14 protein-coding genes and 1 tRNA gene are annotated in these 16,655 nt (G+C 46.6%); 1 reads left to right on the forward strand and 14 read right to left on the reverse strand.

The genetic code is table 11. The features are described 5' to 3' along the window. Positions 1-25 precede the first annotated feature (25 nt). The 14 genes from M1D72_RS16300 to M1D72_RS16365 all read right to left on the reverse strand — a co-directional run bounded on the left by M1D72_RS16300 (position 26) and on the right by M1D72_RS16365 (position 15,685). Positions 26-1,969: an iron ABC transporter permease gene (locus M1D72_RS16300; RefSeq protein WP_456295880.1), complete on the reverse strand. Its 1,944-nt coding sequence runs from the start codon at positions 1,967-1,969 to the stop codon at positions 26-28. Then, positions 1,962-2,930 carry an ABC transporter substrate-binding protein gene (locus M1D72_RS16305; protein WP_456295881.1) on the reverse strand — a complete coding sequence of 323 codons (969 nt, stop codon included), beginning with the start codon at positions 2,928-2,930 and terminating at the stop codon, positions 1,962-1,964. The genes M1D72_RS16300 and M1D72_RS16305 overlap by 8 nt, the downstream gene beginning before the upstream one ends. Next, positions 2,909-3,688 (reverse strand): ABC transporter ATP-binding protein, encoded by a 780-nt coding sequence (locus M1D72_RS16310; protein ID WP_456295882.1) that lies wholly within the window; start codon positions 3,686-3,688, stop codon positions 2,909-2,911. The genes M1D72_RS16305 and M1D72_RS16310 overlap by 22 nt, the downstream gene beginning before the upstream one ends. Position 3,689: 1 nt before the next feature. Then, positions 3,690-5,900: a TonB-dependent receptor gene (locus M1D72_RS16315; RefSeq protein ID WP_456295883.1), complete on the reverse strand. Its 2,211-nt coding sequence runs from the start codon at positions 5,898-5,900 to the stop codon at positions 3,690-3,692. A gap of 283 nt (positions 5,901-6,183) precedes the next feature. Beyond that, complete coding sequence (locus tag M1D72_RS16320; RefSeq protein WP_456295884.1) at positions 6,184-7,194, reverse strand: nickel/cobalt transporter; 1,011 nt, start codon at positions 7,192-7,194, stop codon at positions 6,184-6,186. A gap of 25 nt (positions 7,195-7,219) precedes the next feature. Continuing rightward, positions 7,220-7,876, reverse strand: coding sequence for a DUF1007 family protein (locus M1D72_RS16325; protein WP_456295885.1), 657 nt, complete (start codon positions 7,874-7,876; stop codon positions 7,220-7,222). 138 nt (positions 7,877-8,014) lie between these two features. Next, positions 8,015-8,899, reverse strand: a complete 885-nt coding sequence (locus tag M1D72_RS16330; protein WP_456295886.1) for a metal ABC transporter substrate-binding protein — start codon at positions 8,897-8,899, stop codon at positions 8,015-8,017. 3 nt (positions 8,900-8,902) lie between these two features. Then, entirely contained in the window at positions 8,903-9,781 is an 879-nt protein-coding gene (locus M1D72_RS16335; RefSeq protein WP_456295887.1) for a metal ABC transporter permease, read from the reverse strand. Continuing rightward, positions 9,762-10,538: a metal ABC transporter ATP-binding protein gene (locus M1D72_RS16340; RefSeq protein ID WP_390189384.1), complete on the reverse strand. Its 777-nt coding sequence runs from the start codon at positions 10,536-10,538 to the stop codon at positions 9,762-9,764. The genes M1D72_RS16335 and M1D72_RS16340 overlap by 20 nt, the downstream gene beginning before the upstream one ends. A 284-nt stretch (positions 10,539-10,822) precedes the next feature. Next, on the reverse strand, positions 10,823-11,659 hold the full coding sequence (locus M1D72_RS16345) for an SGNH/GDSL hydrolase family protein (protein ID WP_456295888.1): 837 nt from the start codon (positions 11,657-11,659) through the stop codon (positions 10,823-10,825). A gap of 104 nt (positions 11,660-11,763) precedes the next feature. Then, the gene (locus tag M1D72_RS16350) at positions 11,764-13,461 is read right to left on the reverse strand and encodes a methyltransferase domain-containing protein (RefSeq protein WP_456295889.1); all 1,698 of its coding nucleotides are present in this window, start codon (positions 13,459-13,461) and stop codon (positions 11,764-11,766) included. A 97-nt stretch (positions 13,462-13,558) separates the two neighbouring features. Continuing rightward, a complete protein-coding gene (locus M1D72_RS16355; RefSeq protein WP_456295890.1) occupies positions 13,559-14,410 on the reverse strand; it encodes a 2-keto-4-pentenoate hydratase in 852 nt (283 codons plus the stop codon). 594 nt (positions 14,411-15,004) lie between these two features. Then, positions 15,005-15,092: transfer RNA gene (locus tag M1D72_RS16360), tRNA-Ser, on the reverse strand. Between the two features lie 143 nt (positions 15,093-15,235). Next, positions 15,236-15,685, reverse strand: a complete 450-nt coding sequence (locus tag M1D72_RS16365; RefSeq protein ID WP_390189376.1) for an L-alanine exporter AlaE — start codon at positions 15,683-15,685, stop codon at positions 15,236-15,238. 370 nt (positions 15,686-16,055) lie between these two features. Between M1D72_RS16365 and M1D72_RS16370 the strand changes: the two genes are divergently transcribed. Beyond that, entirely contained in the window at positions 16,056-16,628 is a 573-nt protein-coding gene (locus tag M1D72_RS16370) for a UPF0149 family protein (RefSeq protein WP_390189375.1), read from the forward strand. Positions 16,629-16,655: the final 27 nt, after the last annotated feature.

Below are 16,655 nucleotides of genomic sequence, written 5' to 3' on the forward strand. Positions count from 1 at the left end.
CTGTGTTTATTGAGATGAAACTTGCTCAGATTTCAACCTCTTGCGGTTTAAAGCGCTGCTTACGATAGCCTATCAACAGCAAAAGCAGAAAATACACACTGCCCAGAATCGATACCACCAGCCCGGCGGCAATTTCCGACGGCGGCATTAAACTGCGGCCTATCCCGTCGGCCCAAATCAGCAAAATGGCGCCTGTCATGCCTGCGGCAGGCAACAAACTATTGTGGCGATATAACCCGAGTAATCGCGCACAGTGCGGCGCTAATAGACCAACAAAGCTGATTGCGCCGACACTGGAAATCGCCATCGCGGTCAATACCGCGGCGATAAACAGCAGCAATAAACGATACGGCTTAAGCGCAATGCCGAGAACCTGAGGAATCACCTCCCCTAGCGGCAAGATATCAAGGCGGCGCAGCATCGGTATCGAAAGTGCCAACATCAACACACAAGCGACAGCCAGCGGTGCAATATTTTCCAGTGACGCACCATAAGTCGAACCGGATAACCACATTAGGGTTACACTCGATGTCGTGCTGCCAAAAGTAAGCAATATATGGGTTGCAGTTCCCGTGAATGCGGAAATCACGATCCCAAATAGGGCGAGTTGCGAGACACTCAGTTTGCGCTTAATTCCCCAAGACAGCAGTAACGTCACCAACAACGCGCCCACGAGGCCTGCCACTGTCAGCCAGATTTGCCCCGCGCCGGGAAAGACCACCAATAAGCAAGCAATAAACAGCACGGCACTGGTACTGACTCCAGAGATATCAGGGCTTGCCAGTGGATTACGAAACAGCGTCTGTAATAAAGTGCCGCCAAACGCTAATGCAAATCCTGCTAGGCCTGCCAGCCATAAACGATTGCTCACCCACTGCGCGCCTATTGACTGTGCTGGGGGATGCCAAAACCATATGGTAGCGACCAATAACAATGATAACCAGGTCAAAGCCCATACGGGTTTTAACCGGATTAGAGGCCTTAAACCGATAACTTGCTGCTCTGTTGCCGCCAGTGCTTGTCCACTGCGACCAAACAAAAGAACCAGAAAGAATGGCGCACCAAGTAGCGCAGCAAATGCGCCCGTTGGCAAACGATAGCCCAGAAACAATAAACTGCGCGAACTCCATTCCGCCATAACCACCAGCAGCGCACCGACTAGCAAAGAGGCGAGCCAAATTCCGCTGATACTGCGTCCTTGACGAAAAGAGACACTCAAATAACGCGCCAAATGCGGCGCCATTAAACCGATAAAACCAACCATGCCTGCCATTGCTGTCGCCAGTGCCGCTTGCCCTACGGCTAAGGCTAAAAACAGCCAGCGCCAGCGACCAACGGCCATCCCCAGGCTCTGAGCATGGACTTCTCCCAGTTGAAACAACGACAGCTTGGGCAGCAAGACTGAAGTGACCAACAACATGATCACACTAGGAATCACCATAGTCTCAAAGGGCTGTGCAGAGCTTTGCAATACTTGCCCACTCCCCCACAGGAATAAACCGTCTGTTTCATGTTCAAAGTACAACAGGAATACAGATGCAATCGCCCCGGCACCAAGGCCCAGCGCCATACCGACCAAGACAATCGGTAGTTGCCCACCACCGATAAGTCGGCTAACCAACAGCACGATGAGCGCTAACACCGCACCACCTAAACACGCCGCCGCCCAAACCGTCATTAAATCCGCATCCGCAATAAATACTCGACTAAGCACCGCTCCAAGTAATGCGCCAGAGGCGACACCCAGTGTTGATGGTGAAGCGAAATCATTATCCAAACTGGTTTGAATCAGCACACCGGAGCTTGAGAGCAACATACCAACCATGACCGCCATACCAACGGTTGGCAGCCAAACCGCTTGCATCATCACCGTTTGCAACTGAGCATCAGCGACCTCATCAATCGTTAACAAATACCCCGCAATGCCAGCAACTAAGGCCAGTAAGGTAGAAAGGGTCAGTTTAACCACGATTCGCCTCCTGCCAATCGAGTAACGACTGGGTAAATGCCTTTGCCATACGCGTGATAGAAACGGGACCGCCAAAACTCCAAAGCGGTTCGACCGACGAAAATTGATGCGTCTTAACGAATGGCAAAAACGGCCAAACCGGTGAGGTCGTCATTCGTTCGCTGTCAGTTTGGTTCCCTGCGAGCAGTAAATGCGTATCATGAATATGAGGCAACTGTTCAAGCTGCAAGTGGACAAAATCTTTACCCGGCAATGTATTGCGCCAGTGATAATCAAGCCCGAGCGCAGTGGCGACCGAACCGGCCAAGCTCGGGTTGGAAAAAATACGTAGCCCATACCCCATGCCAATAAACTTGCCATAAGTGACTGACTTTCCGCCGAAACCTGCACTCGCCAGCTGCTGCTTTAGCTGCGCGAGCGTTGCGTGCATCGCATTCAATTGGGCTTGTCCCTGCTCGACCTTTCCAGTTAGCAATGCAAGATGGTGAAACACGGTCTGCGCATAATCAAAGTAGCGAAAATCAGGCTGATCGACTCGCGGGAACTGCTGATAAAGCAAGGTTGGCGCAATACGTTTAAGCATTGAGTACAAGCGTTGATGGCGAAAGTCATAACCAATAATGACATCTGGTTTAAGTTTGGCGATTTCGGTTAAATTCGGCTCTTGCCGGCGCCCAATTTCAACCGCCGAAGCATTCAACTGCGGATGGTTAGTTTGCCACTTTTTATAACCTTTTATTTCCGTGACACCGACTGGTTCTACGCCCAGTGACAGCAACATCTCCGCGGCTGACCAATTGAGCGCCACCACACGTAATGCTGGTTTATCCAAAGTGACACAGGTTGACAAACACGCTTGGTATTGACCGCCGAAATCCGTCGGGTTGGCCAGACTGATAAGCGGCAACCAAGCAATCAAAGCGAGAGAAAATAGCCGCCTCATCGCGCCGCCTCTGTCCATAAAATGCGTTGCCCGTCCAAATCATGCTCACGTACCGGCGTTTGATACACTTGCGTGACAATATCCGCAGTGATCACTGTATCAACCGAGCCCGCCGCCACTAAATTACCATCATTTAACAGCATGGCTTGATCGCTGTACTCCAACGCCTGATTCAAATCGTGTAACACCCAAATGATGGTTTTTCCATATTGACGATTAAGCCGCCGCACAATATTCAACAAGGCTTGCTGGTGATGGATATCAAGCCACGAGGTTGGCTCATCCAACATCACCATGGGTGTATCTTGCGCTAACACCATCGCCAGCCAACAACGCTGCAGTTCCCCGCCTGAAAGAGCGGTCAGCAGCCGTTTGCGATAATGGATAATCCCTGACTCTTCCATTGCCCATTCGATAAGCTCAGTATCGTTAGAACTGAGGCGGCGATACCAAGGGCGATGAGGGTGGCGTCCGAAAGCGACCAGATCCTCTACCGTGAGTGTTGAAGGCACCGGATTACGCTGAGGCATTAGTGCCATCTGCTTGGCCAATTCCGCGCGATAAAAACGCGAAAGCGGCTCTTGATTGAGCCGCACTTCGCCTTGAGTGGGCGTAAGCAGTTGATTGAGTATTGCCAGTAATGTTGATTTGCCCGACCCATTGGGACCAATCAACGCCGTAATCGCACCGGGGACAAACTCACCACTCATGGGATGAAGGATGGTTTTCCCTCCTATTTGGAGGGAAAGATCATGAAAGCTAAGCGTTGATTTCATATTAGAACGTCGCGCTGTAGCTCAGTGCCAACGTACGGCCCTGACCGTTATACACATAAATGCTTTGCGGTGAGCTTGCACCATAAAGCATCTGCGCACGTTGGCTCCATAAGGTTTCGTAGTCACGGTCAAACAAGTTGGTAATACCAATATTGAGTCGGCCTACTGGCAGCGCATAATAAGCGCTCAAATTCGCCAAGGTATAACTGTTGAGCTTAGCGCCCTCATCATCTTTGTAGGAGAGGAAACTATTCACTCTTAGCTCTGCGCCGTAATTAAAGTTGTCATAGCCTAACCACACACTGCCAGTACTTGGGCTTGCAGAGGACGCTTCAAGATCCTTCCATTTACCGTCGGATTTGGTTTTACTTTTCACGTAATGGGCTTGAACGCCCGTATAGACTTCATTATTTACGTGATAGACCGCTTGCCCTTCAACGCCATAAATGCGTTTATCATCATCTTCAACCAGCACAGCGTAGGTAGCGCGGTCATAAGTGACGGTTTTATCGGAGAGAGATAAGTAGCTCGCCACCTGCACATCCAACGCATCTTGCGACATTCGCCAGCCCAGCTCAAACGAGTTGGTTTTTACGCCCTGTAGATCTGCACTAGCAACCGAGGTTGATGATTCCAGCGTGGTACCTTCACCATAAGTGCCACTGTAACTGCCTTGGCCGAAGAATTTTGCTGGGTCTGGCACGTCAAAGCCTTGAGAGAAATTACCCCACACTTGCATGTTATTGGTAAGGTGATAAACACTGCCAAGGTTAAATAACCACTCATCGTAGTCAGTGTCGCCACCTTCAATTACATCGGGTTGCACGCTGCCATATTCACCATTTAAATAGCGATATTGTTGCAAGACGCCAACGTGGTCGCCAACTTCATGTTCCATCGCTTCATAGCGAAGGCCACCACTGATTGACCAATCTTGAGTCACTTGCCAATCTAGCTGACTAAACAAAGCCAAATAGCGGCTGTCAATATCCGGATAACGCTGCACGGTTTGCGAAGGCTCAAACACCAAGCCACCCGAACCGATAGACGTCATTTGATCATAAATGTTTTGATCAGCGTCATAAGATTCTTGAGAGGCATCCAAGCCGTAAGTCAGGCTGAAGTCTTGCCAACGTTTGATAAGCGCCAAATTGGCACCAAAAATCGATGTATTTTGCTCTGAAGCACCGTACAACGGGTACACCTCATTAGGAAGTGGCGAGCCTTGGACACGAGGCAATGAGGGGTAAGGGAAAAAGCGCAAAGATTCATCACGGTAATAAGCTTGCGCGAGCAATTGCTGACCAAAAACATCATCGTGTCGATATTGAGCGTTGATCATCACACGCTCAGTTTGAGGCTGCTTATCAAGCACTAACCCTTTACGAGTATCAATTAAAGAGGCATCAAATAGGCCGCCAAGGTTAGCACCAAGATAGGTCGCGTAATCGCTATCTTGTTCACTGTTATAGTATTGGGCGGTGACTGATAGCGATTGATGTTCATCTGGTGTGTATTGCACATTCGCCATCAGATCAATGATGTCGTTGAACTGCATATCCGTTTGCGTAATGTCGGGACGAACCATATCGCCATTGGCATCATAGGTCCCCCCTGTTTTGGTGTAAGCCAGTGACAATCGACCACGTAACGTCTTACTACCACCGGAGACCGCAACCGCACCTTGCTTGGTGAAATCATTGCTGTTATTAAAACCGGTTTGGCCGCCGATTTTGGTCTCAATGGTGAGTTCCTGTGACTCTGCCTTTTTCGTGATGATATTGATAATGCCGCCCGCGGCGCCAGAGCCATACACGGAGGTAGCACCAGAAAGCACTTCCACTCGCGCAATGTTAAACGGGTCGATACTGTCAAATTGACGGCTGATGTCACGCGTTGAATTCAGTGATACACCATCGATCATCACTAAAGCAGAACGTCCACGTAAATTTTGTGAATAGTTGGTGCGGGTGCTACTCCCAAAATCAAACCCTGGAATCAATTCACCTAACGCGCTTTTGAGATCCACGCCTGCGTTTAGACTGCGTTCCAACTGTTCTTGGTCAACCACCCACATGGTGGCAGCAACATCAGAGATCGCCGTTTCACCTCGGCTTGCGGTGACAACAACCGTCTCAGTATTGGCAGCTTGGCTGAGGTTGGCACAGACAAGCAGAGCCAACGGGCTCAATTTCATGGCAGCTTTGTTCATTCTTTAGATATCCATTCTCTTAGGTTGAATAACGAGATTAAGCACAATTATCCACTGCCTGCACCACTGTAGATACAAAGCTTAATGATAATAGTTTGCGTTATAATTTGAACGAATTATACAAAATATGAACAAAAAGCCAATAAAAACGAAACCTTATAATATCTAAGGAAATTTATAACCCACCATTAATACCGAAGCTACACGCTACCCTAGCTGATACTTAGACACCTAAAACTTGCCTAATAATCCAAATCGGACCAGGCTAAATGTGCATTGAACGTCAGTGGCTACCATTAAACATCGGCGACATGCCAAAGCCACCTTGGTTGAACAAAATGATGGCCACCAGCATGAGAAATAGCCCGGAAAACATCCGTAAAAAAGGCCAAATGTTAATGGTTTTATAAGCGGAATCTTTCAGGTAATAACGGACAAACTTTCGCCCTGAAACCGTCATCAACGCGATACTTGATGTTGTGATTGCCGTTCCTACTGCCATGACAAAACTGCTCAAAATGCCCAGCCAGTAAACATCCGCAAGATTGGCAAAAAACAACACGAGAATGGCGCCGGTACATGGACGTAAACCAATGCTGAATATCATCGCGGCGTACTCTTTAACGCTTGATGCCTGATTAAGCTCATCAGCAGAGGCTAGATGTTTATGGCCACAGCCACAATTCGAGTCATGGGTATGATGGTGCGAGTGGTCATGCAAGTGTGCAGACGTACGTGACTTACGCCACTGGGCTATCCCCTGCCAAACAATATATAGACCAAGTAAAAACACACCGACATAGCTGGCATGGAAAAATTGGTTCACTACCCCATTGAGCTGGCGCATCGAGGCTTCAATCACAAACAGTACAGCGGTAACCAGAGCAATGGCTGTCAGCGCCTGAACCAGTGCTGAGATAAGGGTGATATAAATACCGATTTTTATTTTGGTATTGTGAGTGGCGAGATACGTACTTACGACAACTTTACCGTGCCCCGGCCCTAGGGCGTGAAAAATGCCGTATAAAAAACTGATTTGTACCAGGTTCCACATCGAACCCGCACTTTGATGGGTTAAATACAGCAGTTCACTCATCTGATTCACAATCTGCTTTTGCCAGCGAATTGAGGTCATCAAAATCGTCGGCCACTCCAGCCACAGTAAATAGCCGATCAACGCGAGGATGCCTAAGCTAAGCACCGCGGTCAGTGTACTTCTGAGCCAATTCATTTTACGAGCTGGGGGTGACGGGGGCTTCGATTCGATAAGACGAAAGTTAGACATTGAAGGCATAAACGATTCCTTTAGCGAGCACTATCTATGGGTTATTTGATGGTTGGCAAGTGATGCTGGCCGCTTGAGTGAATAACTGACCGAGCGCGTTATCTGGGTCTGCGTCTACCGGTAATGACATCGCATAGCTCACTTGCTCTGGCGTTGGGTTAGGTTCAATGAGCTTGAAAGAACAATGCTTTTTGAGCGCTTGATTTAGCACTAAGTGCTGGCGATCATCCCACGACATATCAACATAATACGTCGGGTCAAAAACCTTGAGGGTCAGCGTGTTACCGTTGAACACGTAAGGCTTAGATAACATCAGTTGAAACGTTAAGGTCGCTTTGCCTTTCGAGGTGCTTAATTCCGCCGACGTCACTTTTTTATAACGAATGGGCGTGGTACCGTCAGCATCATAGAAGTAAGTAAAGTAATGGCTTTGCAGCATATTATCGATGGTAGATTGAGCGAGTTTGTTCAAGGTTTTTTGCCGCTGCCCTTTTGACATATCTTCACCATCAAACAGATACGCGGTGGTCATGGCATCAAACGTCCAAGACATATCAAAGCCAGTTAGCTGCTTCTCATTTCCATTAATTTGGGTGGTCATCGAAATCCAAGAGTGCGGATGAGCGTTGACGCCAAAACACGCCACACTCAACACACTCCCGGCGATGCCGCTTCTTAATTTTTTTAACAATGCTTTCTCTACCATGCCGAAATCACAAACTACGTTATAACATCTCACAATAGGACAACATCAATCGCATTTTGTTAGAACAAAAACTTGTTCCCAAAAATCGCACTGGCGGGCAGACATTCACCTGCCCGCTTTGACCTATTGCATGCTTGCGAGCATGGTTTCCACATTGTGCTTAAATGCGTGAGCATACGTATCCGCTTTCCCGCCTTTTTCACTCAGCGCTTCGGGATACAACTCTCCGCCATTTTTTGCTCCAGAGGCGTTCGCTATTTGCTGCACTAAACGCGGATTAGTTTGATTTTCGATAAAATAGACCGCGATTTGTTCCTCTTTGAGCTGATTAATCAAGCGCCCAACCTCATTGGCACTGCCCTCAGATTCTGTTGAAAAACCAACCGGAGAAAGAAACTTCACCCCATATTCCTGACCAAAATAGCCAAACGCATCGTGGCTGGTCAGCACTTTTCGTTTCTCGGCTGGCACTTTAGCAAACGCTTGTTTTGCCCATTGATTTAACTTGTCGAGTTTCTGAATATACGCCTCGCCTTGTTGTTTAAAGTACTCGGCATCTTCAGGGTCTGCGTTAATCAATGCGTTCATCACGTTACGCGCATAAATTGCCCCATTGTGGGCACTGTTCCATGCGTGAGGGTCAGTCATCACTTCACCGTCTTCTTTCATTTCACGTGTATCAACACCTTGAGAAGCCGTGATCACCTCACCTTGGTAACCGGACGCATTGACTAGGCGCGCCATCCAACCTTCAAGCCCTAGACCACTGACAAACACCACATCCGCTTGCTTTATGGTGACACTGTCTTTCGGTGCTGGTTCAAAGGTGTGCGGGTCACCATCAGGGCCAACTAAAGTGCTGACGTTGACATGCTCTCCGCCGACTTGCTTGACGATATCCGCCAGTACCGAAAAGCTCGCGACCGTTTCAACGGTCTTTGCCATTACCATCGGACTCATACTGGTGGCGAGTGCGAGCGAAACTAGGGACTTTTGCCAAAATTTCATTATTTATTCCTTACTTGTTGAACAATGAGACGACATCTTCCTGATTGGGAAAATGCCTTTATGCGATCCGAAAAAAACCGAGGTTAAAAACAGCAGCGTGGCGACCAGCACAATCGCAGGGCCTGCGGGGATCGATTGATACCAAGACCACGTAAGGCCAACAGCAGAGCTTATAAAGCCCAACGATATCGCCACGCCCAACATAATTGGCAACCGATTTGACCAGCAGCGCGCCGCAATCGCAGGTAACATCATCAACCCGACTGTCATTAGGGTGCCGAGAATTTGAAAACCCGCGACAAGATTCATCACCACAATCGCCATAAACATGGCTTGAATCAGTGAAGGGAGACGCTTGATTTTAAGCGTGAGAAAAAGAGCATTGAACGACTCGAACACCCATGCGCGATAAAAAATCGCAATCAGCGTGACGGTTAACGTGCTGATCACACCAATAAAGACTAATGATTGATGACTCACCGCCAGCAGTGAGCCAAATAGTAAATGCAGCAAATCCACACCAGTGCTGCGAAGCGACACCAACGTCACGCCAAGTGCCAGAGAGCCAAGATACAACCCCGCAAATGCCGAATCTTCATGCAACTGAGTAACTCTGCTTATCCAGCTTGCAAGTAAAGCGACCAGTAACCCGGCAACAAATCCGCCAAGCCCCATGGCCAGCAGTGACATACCCGAAAGCAAATAACCAATGGCAACGCCAGGAAGAACCGCGTGTGATAATGCATCCCCTATCAAGCTCATTCGTCTTAATAACAAAAACACGCCCAACGGGGTTAAGCTCACCGACAACGCTAAACAGGCAATCAGAGAACGGCGCATAAACCCAAACTCAACAAACGCATCAAGAACATGCAGGTTCATGGTCGGCTCCTTGTTGAGGTTGAGAAAGTTGAGCGCGAGGAGAGCTCGTCCAATGCTGATGAAGATATTGAGGAAGGATATGCTGGGTTTCCCCCCATCGTACTTGTTGGTTTTTCATCAACAACAGCTGTGGGAAAAAGGCTTGTACCACCTCAATATGATGCAGCACGGTAATAATGGTTTTACCTGACTGATTTAACGCGGTAATCAGCTCCATAAGCGCGGCGCGTGTTTGGCTATCAATCCCAACAAAAGGCTCATCCATCATCATCACCGGCGTATCTTGCACCAACAGACGCGCAAACAGCATGCGCTGAAACTGACCACCCGATAACGTATCAATGGTGTTATTTGCCAGTGAGGCGATACCAGTTTGATACAGGGCTTCGCGAACACGTTGATACTGGGTATCGCTTAAGGCGTTAAACAGCCCGGTATTGGGCCAACACCCCATAGCGGCGACATCAAACACTCGAATCGGAAAGCTGCGGTCAATATCCGATTGTTGAGGCAACCAAGAAAGTAGCTGAGACGTTGGTTTACCATAGTGAATGTCACCCGATACCGGCGCATGGAGCTGTGCGATAGTTTTCAGTAACGTTGATTTTCCGACGCCATTTTCTCCAAGAATGGCGGTTAAACTGCCTGCAGAGAAATGACCGGAGATAGGTGGAGTGAGCGCCTTACCTTGATAGCCGACCACTAAATTATTCAGTTCGATCATGGCAGTAATACCGCCCAAAATATCGCGATCCACAGCAAAGCAATCAATGGGGCCACAATAAGCACTCGCCCAAGCGCAGAATAGCAAAGCGGCTTTATAATACTTGGATCTAGCCGCTGTGTCGGACGGAGATTCATCACTTTTCCTTATACTCCTCAGGAAATAATGATTATGTTATAACATAACAAAACATTCTGAAACAATATTTAATTTGTGAAGTATTAAGGAAGGGATTTTGAGAGGCTGGCAATAGAAAATAAGGACGGCTCGCCTTCTCATCTCAAGCAGAGTATGGGATGAGAAGGTCGAGAAATGGGTCAGCGACCAAAATGCTTAGCGAACTTTGGATTAAGGTATGCCAGCCACTGAGTGTACGCCTGTGAGTTTAAATGCAGATCATCGGCACTGCATTCAAGTGGCAGCTCGCCCTGTGGACAGAGCGGAGAATTCAGGTCGATAAAAGTGACCTCTCGCTGCTGGCATAACTCATACAAACGCTGATTAAGCTCTGCCACCAATGGATTTAACGATGCTAGGCGCTCACCTACATGCAGCGTCGACTGAACCCAAACATCAATATCATGCTGATGCCAGAAGCTCAGCATCTCGCCGTAGTTGTCGATGATTTCATCGATGGTATATCCCTGTGCTAAATCATTGATCCCCGCCATCACGCACACCAATTTCGGCTCACACACTAAAGTCGTATCTAGGCGCATGATCATACCTTGAGTGATATCACCACCAAGGCCGCGATTCGCCACACTCACGCCGATAACCCCATCATGCCATGGCCCCCATTCGGTGATCGAATCGCCAAACATCACCACATCAACCGGTTTAGAAAACGCCATATGATTGTCCTTGGTATGAATAAAACGCGCCGCTTTCTGCGCGCGCTGATTTAAGTCCAGCGTTTTAGTGAGTGACAAAAACTGCTCAGCCGTCAGCGTTTTTGCATCCAAATCTTGAGTGAGCTTTTCTATCTCAGTAATAAAACGCGAAATGCGTGTATTCAATCCGTGCTCAGCCTTCACTTGATACAAGGCTTCCACCAGAGAGTAAAAATGCGTATCTGGGTAGCGCTCATAAAGCGCCGCCAAATCTAAATAGTCGTGTTGCTCCAATTCACGAAGCAGTTGTTCTGGGGTCATAAAGTTCTCACCGCGAGTAAAAGAATTTTAAAAAGGATTTGCAGAGAGTAATACATCGCAAACCATCAGTGCATTTGCACTGCCGACAGCGAATACCTAAAGCGTTACCAGTCAGGAATCAATAAACGACTTTTCACACCCCGAATTTGCAACCCCATCGCCTCAAATACTTCTTCAAAATTCTCACATTGCTTGGGAATATTGGGGAGTGACAATGACGCTTCGGTAAAAAATCGTTGCCTGAAATGAAGTTCGCTTCCCCAAGCCGTTTGCCACCACGAAGTTATTCTCTGTTTAGATTCAACCAAACGTAATTTACTCGGTAATCTATCGCTTTTCTCTAAGTTCTCTTTCTTAGTCGTCGGCAGTAAATTCCACATATCGTTGTTTGGCCAGTAGGCAAAAGGTAGACAATGATCAACATGATACATTCGATTGAGCTTGCTATTACTCCAAACGCTCGTCAATGCATGACCGGCATCTTGAAGCTGCATTACACGCTTTCTTACCTCGGAGGTGTCATGATCTTTTTCTAACCAAATCAAACCATTATGATAGCTCTGCAGAGAGACTTGATTAGTTTGATTACGTTCAAAACGCTGCATCACGCTTATCCATTGATTGACTACTAGAGGCTCAATCCACGAATTGTAAATTCGTAGACACTCCCACAGACTCGCACTCAAAACAAAAGACCCAAAGCTCGAAAAAAAATCCGAATCTAAGTAAATACTTTCTGTCTTCTTATAGCGCTTGGTTAAGGTCGAAAACTCGTGGACTCGCTGTGTAGCTGGTCCGGTATAGATATGCTTAATCGGCCCATCTTTCATCGTTTTTATCGATGCTTGAAGCGTATTTTGAATCGCTAAAGCTTCACTTCCCGAAAACCAAGCTCCAACAGCAAGATCATCAGCAGACAAATGCTTTATTTTCATCCACCCTTTTTCATCAACAAACCCTAGCCCTTTTTGACTATTGCTATTTTGCTGCAAACCCTCATGGTCCAATAATCGCTTATATGCCTTTATCCAATACAGAGCAACCAAACCCAAAGGAATCTCTACTTGATTATCCGTTTTATCAATAATGCATCCAGGATGCGCGTCGGCAATTCGAAGTAAAACACGTAACAATCCAAGTTTATAAGTGGCGCTTTTATTGTCGTTGACAATGATGTGTCTAACTTTATTGAGATCTCCCGAACCATCATCAGGCAAACTCAATACCACTGTTTGCCAATATACGGCGTTACGCTTCATTCGATCTTCGGAATCTCGAACTTCTTTCACCAGTAACGCGGTATCTTTTGCAAACTGCTCAAGTTCAGTAACCGAGACCTCATAACCGACACGCTCATCTTCAAACTCGCCATGTCGAAGCGTGATAACCAACCGCCCATTAGGTGCCAGCAAATTGGATAACTTACGAAATGCTCTAGCACGAGTGGTTGGCGCTAAATGCATCCACACAGCACTGACTAAAATGAGATCAAAGCGCATGCCCATGCCTTGCACCCGATTTAAACTCGGTAATTCATCATTAATCCAAGTAACGTCAGGCCCCGTAAAACAACGGCCAAATTCACGCAGTTCGTCACACGGTTCGAGAGCGTAAACGTCAGCACCTTGCTCTACCATCCACTTTGCATCACGCCCTGAGCCAGCGCCAACATCCATCACCCTATCACCTGACATAGGCCAATACGCTTTCCACGAGCTATGTACGTTTTCAAAGTCTAGAGTGTTATATTGAGATGCAAGCTCATTAGCATTTTTGCTATAAAATGAGAGAGTTGAGGCCATTTCTATTACCGTTTTTCTGACTCGTTTTAGGGTAATGGGAAAATGAAAGGATTGCGAGAGTTGAATAGTTTTCCAGCCTTTTCAGCAGTTGCTTCATCTACTTTTCAAAATTAACACTAACACTACCTAGATTACCGAAGTCACCACGAACTGTGACCGGAGGCTTAGCCGGGATAGGCCCGATTACTGCGCCTGTTGTAACCCAATCTCCTGCCTTTAGGTTGTAACCTCTCTTTGGTAATTGATTAGCTAGCCAAGTAAGCGAACTCAGAGGATCTCCCAATACGTTACTCCCCTCTTTTTGACCAACCTTTTTGTTATTAAAGTAACCAGTTACTACTATTTTGGTTAAATCAATACCTTCCCAATTAGGTATCGCTGAACCATAAACAAAACCATAATTACCTCCATGATCGGCTGCAAACTGAGGGACACCGGACTTCACTGGCCCTAATGTATAACGAGTCCCAACCGGCTCTATAGCTAAATGCATACTTCCAACTGAAGCTTTCACTTCTTCTACGCTGTATGGTAAGCCTCTTGAAGGTAAATCTTTAGCCATCTTAAATGCAAACTCAAACTCAAAGCCATATAGAGTGGGGGCACCATCAGTTATCGTATGTGGCTCTGGGTATATCCATTTTTCAAAAAGTGGACCCGATATTGGTTCGCTTACTCCTGCTTTTTCCATCAAATCTTTGCTGGTAATAGCGATCTTCCACCCCTTCTGTGGGATACCAATGTTTTGAATTATTTTATCTTGTATTTGATATCCATTATCTAATGTTTGGGGCTGAAGTGAGCGTGGTAGCTCGATCAATTGATTTCTCTCTCGAGCATTGATCAGAATTTGTGCCGCTTTCTCCTGAATTTGATCAGCAGAAATGTCTGCAGCCTGAGCAAAACTGGTAAACAAAGTCACCGTTGATAATAACGCAATACCTTTCATTCTTTTAACTCTCCTATAACGGTCTCCGATGACAAATTGAATTTATCTGAAGTGGCCATTGCATCAAGGTTCGCTGATGACCAAAGAACAAAAACTTCTGTCAATACGCACAATACAAATCAAGTTGTATTGCCAACAACAAATAGAGCTAAATTCAGAAAAAATCTACAGCAACCATATTTAACATCTTGATTTTGCTTTTATAAGAAAAGCCAGACAAATAAATTTCACCTTTGGTTAACTTGCCCACACTATGCTCCCACTAGCGAATCTATCCACTCATCGAGTAGATTGCCTGAATGTCTTCTTGGGTTGGGAAGGAAATTTGCTGTATATGAATGACTATTTCTGATGTGAACTTAGCCGCTTGGAGCTAATCTCTTGCTTTTAGAATGGTTGGCGAATGGTGCTTACCATTAATTCTAAGATTCCACTGGAACGTCAAAATATCCGGCCTACTGATAATTAGATAAAGTGAGTTTCTAAAAAATGGCCTTTAATTCGATAACATGCGTTAGCTTCTGCCGAGGCTAGCATTATCTCAATAGGTATTTAGAACAGGAAAAGGCCTGATAAATCAGGCCTTTCTGAATTTGGCGGTGAGTGAGAGATTCGAACTCTCGATACGTTGCCGTATACACACTTTCCAGGCGTGCTCCTTCAGCCACTCGGACAACTCACCGTATTTTGATTGGGTTGGCTTGTGAACCAACGAGGCGCTAATTTAATGATTCTACGCACTTAGGTCAAGTGGAAAACCGAAAAAAGCCCTGCCTTTCACGCCGTTTGGCTAATATTTAGCAAAAACGGCGTGATAGTAAACATTTAGACTTGAGGATAGTAACCAGGAACACGGAACCAACGTCGGCAAGTATCAAGAAAGTAACCATACAGAACCCCCATCCCACAAGAGATCACCGCATTACTGGCAACTGCCGTAATTATCTGATCCGTTGATGCTCCTACGCTGTAGAGAATACCCGCATAAACTGGGGACTGGAACAACACATAAGCCGCTAAATCGGCAATATTTTTCATTAAGCCGCTTGAGGATATTCGTTTTGCACTACGCAAAACGAGGTCACGGAACACGCCGTATGGCCAAGCAATGGCGATGTTAACCGGAATCGAAACCAAACGAGAAGCCAGCGACTGTTGGAATGACATTCCAGAGATAAAAATTTCAACTAACATACCTGCAGCAAAGCAAAATACGACCATAGCGAACGTATCAGCAGCAGCATGGCGAAGACAAAAAGGCCCACGTGACTTCATAACGCATTCCATAAAATAAATAACCAGCATATTCTTTATATTGGGTGAATATATCTAGCTAATTGGTTAACGGGCAGAATATGGCGCTATTAAATCACAACATATTAAGAATTACTCACCAATTACAAAACCAAGTCAGGAATAGATAACTAACTTTGAGACCAAAAGTAGCTCAAATCACCAGATTTCATGACTCAGGTCACTTTTTCATCAATTATCGATATTTTGACTGTGTTTGTTGCCACGGAAACGGCTACAAGTGGTTACTTTTTCTGTTTTGTTTTGAGGCAAACCCAGCGAGGCAATTTTGTGTTCACACTGATGACTGGTAGTATTACGTAATATTTTTGATGACCGTGATGAAGCGATTTTGACATTACAAGAAATATTGGCTCAACCGGAGCTGGAAGGAAAATTACTCAATCAAGCCAAAACTCAAGGCTTTGTGACTGCCATGGCGGCTGCGCCCTATACGCTCACACCGCATGAATGGCTGCCTTTCCTATGGGGTGGCGAAGAAGTTGCACCCTTTTCCGATGGAGAAGAGCTTGAAAGCTACATTGAAGCTGTAATTCAGATGTGGAATGCATTCCGCCCTGCACTACTCGAGAACCGCTGGATGTGGCCAGAGGGCTGTGAGTTAGACGATGCAGATATTGTCACTGAGCAAACCCGTGACTTTTGCGAAGGGGTTCTTCAGGGCTGGCAGCTAGCCCGTGATGATTGGGAAACTATTATGCCCGAAGATAGCCAAGATAATGCGCTACTCGGGGGTGTCCTGCTCTCTGTGAGTATGCTTTATGATCCAGAAACATCTATTGCCACGCTTTCTGAGCAAGGGGTTGAGGGATTAGAACAATTTGAAGAAATCTTTAATGCGATTCCCACCATGCTTTGCGGCTTAACCATGCGCGGCCATCAATTAGCAGAGCAGCAAGATTAAGGTCAAATAAAAAACCAGCCACTAGGC

The sequence above is a fragment of the Vibrio sp. AK197 genome (genome assembly GCF_053903115.1).

Bases quoted from the DNA above. Each gene is read 5' to 3' on its own strand.
- M1D72_RS16305 (WP_456295881.1), bottom strand. From the start codon at position 2,930: ATGGACAGAGGCGGCGCGATGAGGCGGCTATTTTCTCTCGCTTTGATT.
- M1D72_RS16310 (WP_456295882.1), bottom strand. From the start codon at position 3,688: ATGAAATCAACGCTTAGCTTTCATGATCTTTCCCTCCAAATAGGAGGG.
- M1D72_RS16315 (WP_456295883.1), bottom strand. From the start codon at position 5,900: ATGAACAAAGCTGCCATGAAATTGAGCCCGTTGGCTCTGCTTGTCTGT.
- M1D72_RS16320 (WP_456295884.1), bottom strand. From the start codon at position 7,194: ATGCCTTCAATGTCTAACTTTCGTCTTATCGAATCGAAGCCCCCGTCA.
- M1D72_RS16330 (WP_456295886.1), bottom strand. From the start codon at position 8,899: ATGAAATTTTGGCAAAAGTCCCTAGTTTCGCTCGCACTCGCCACCAGT.
- M1D72_RS16335 (WP_456295887.1), bottom strand. From the start codon at position 9,781: ATGAACCTGCATGTTCTTGATGCGTTTGTTGAGTTTGGGTTTATGCGC.
- M1D72_RS16345 (WP_456295888.1), bottom strand. From the start codon at position 11,659: ATGACCCCAGAACAACTGCTTCGTGAATTGGAGCAACACGACTATTTA.
- M1D72_RS16350 (WP_456295889.1), bottom strand. From the start codon at position 13,461: ATGGCCTCAACTCTCTCATTTTATAGCAAAAATGCTAATGAGCTTGCA.
- M1D72_RS16355 (WP_456295890.1), bottom strand. From the start codon at position 14,410: ATGAAAGGTATTGCGTTATTATCAACGGTGACTTTGTTTACCAGTTTT.
- M1D72_RS16365 (WP_390189376.1), bottom strand. From the start codon at position 15,685: ATGAAGTCACGTGGGCCTTTTTGTCTTCGCCATGCTGCTGCTGATACG.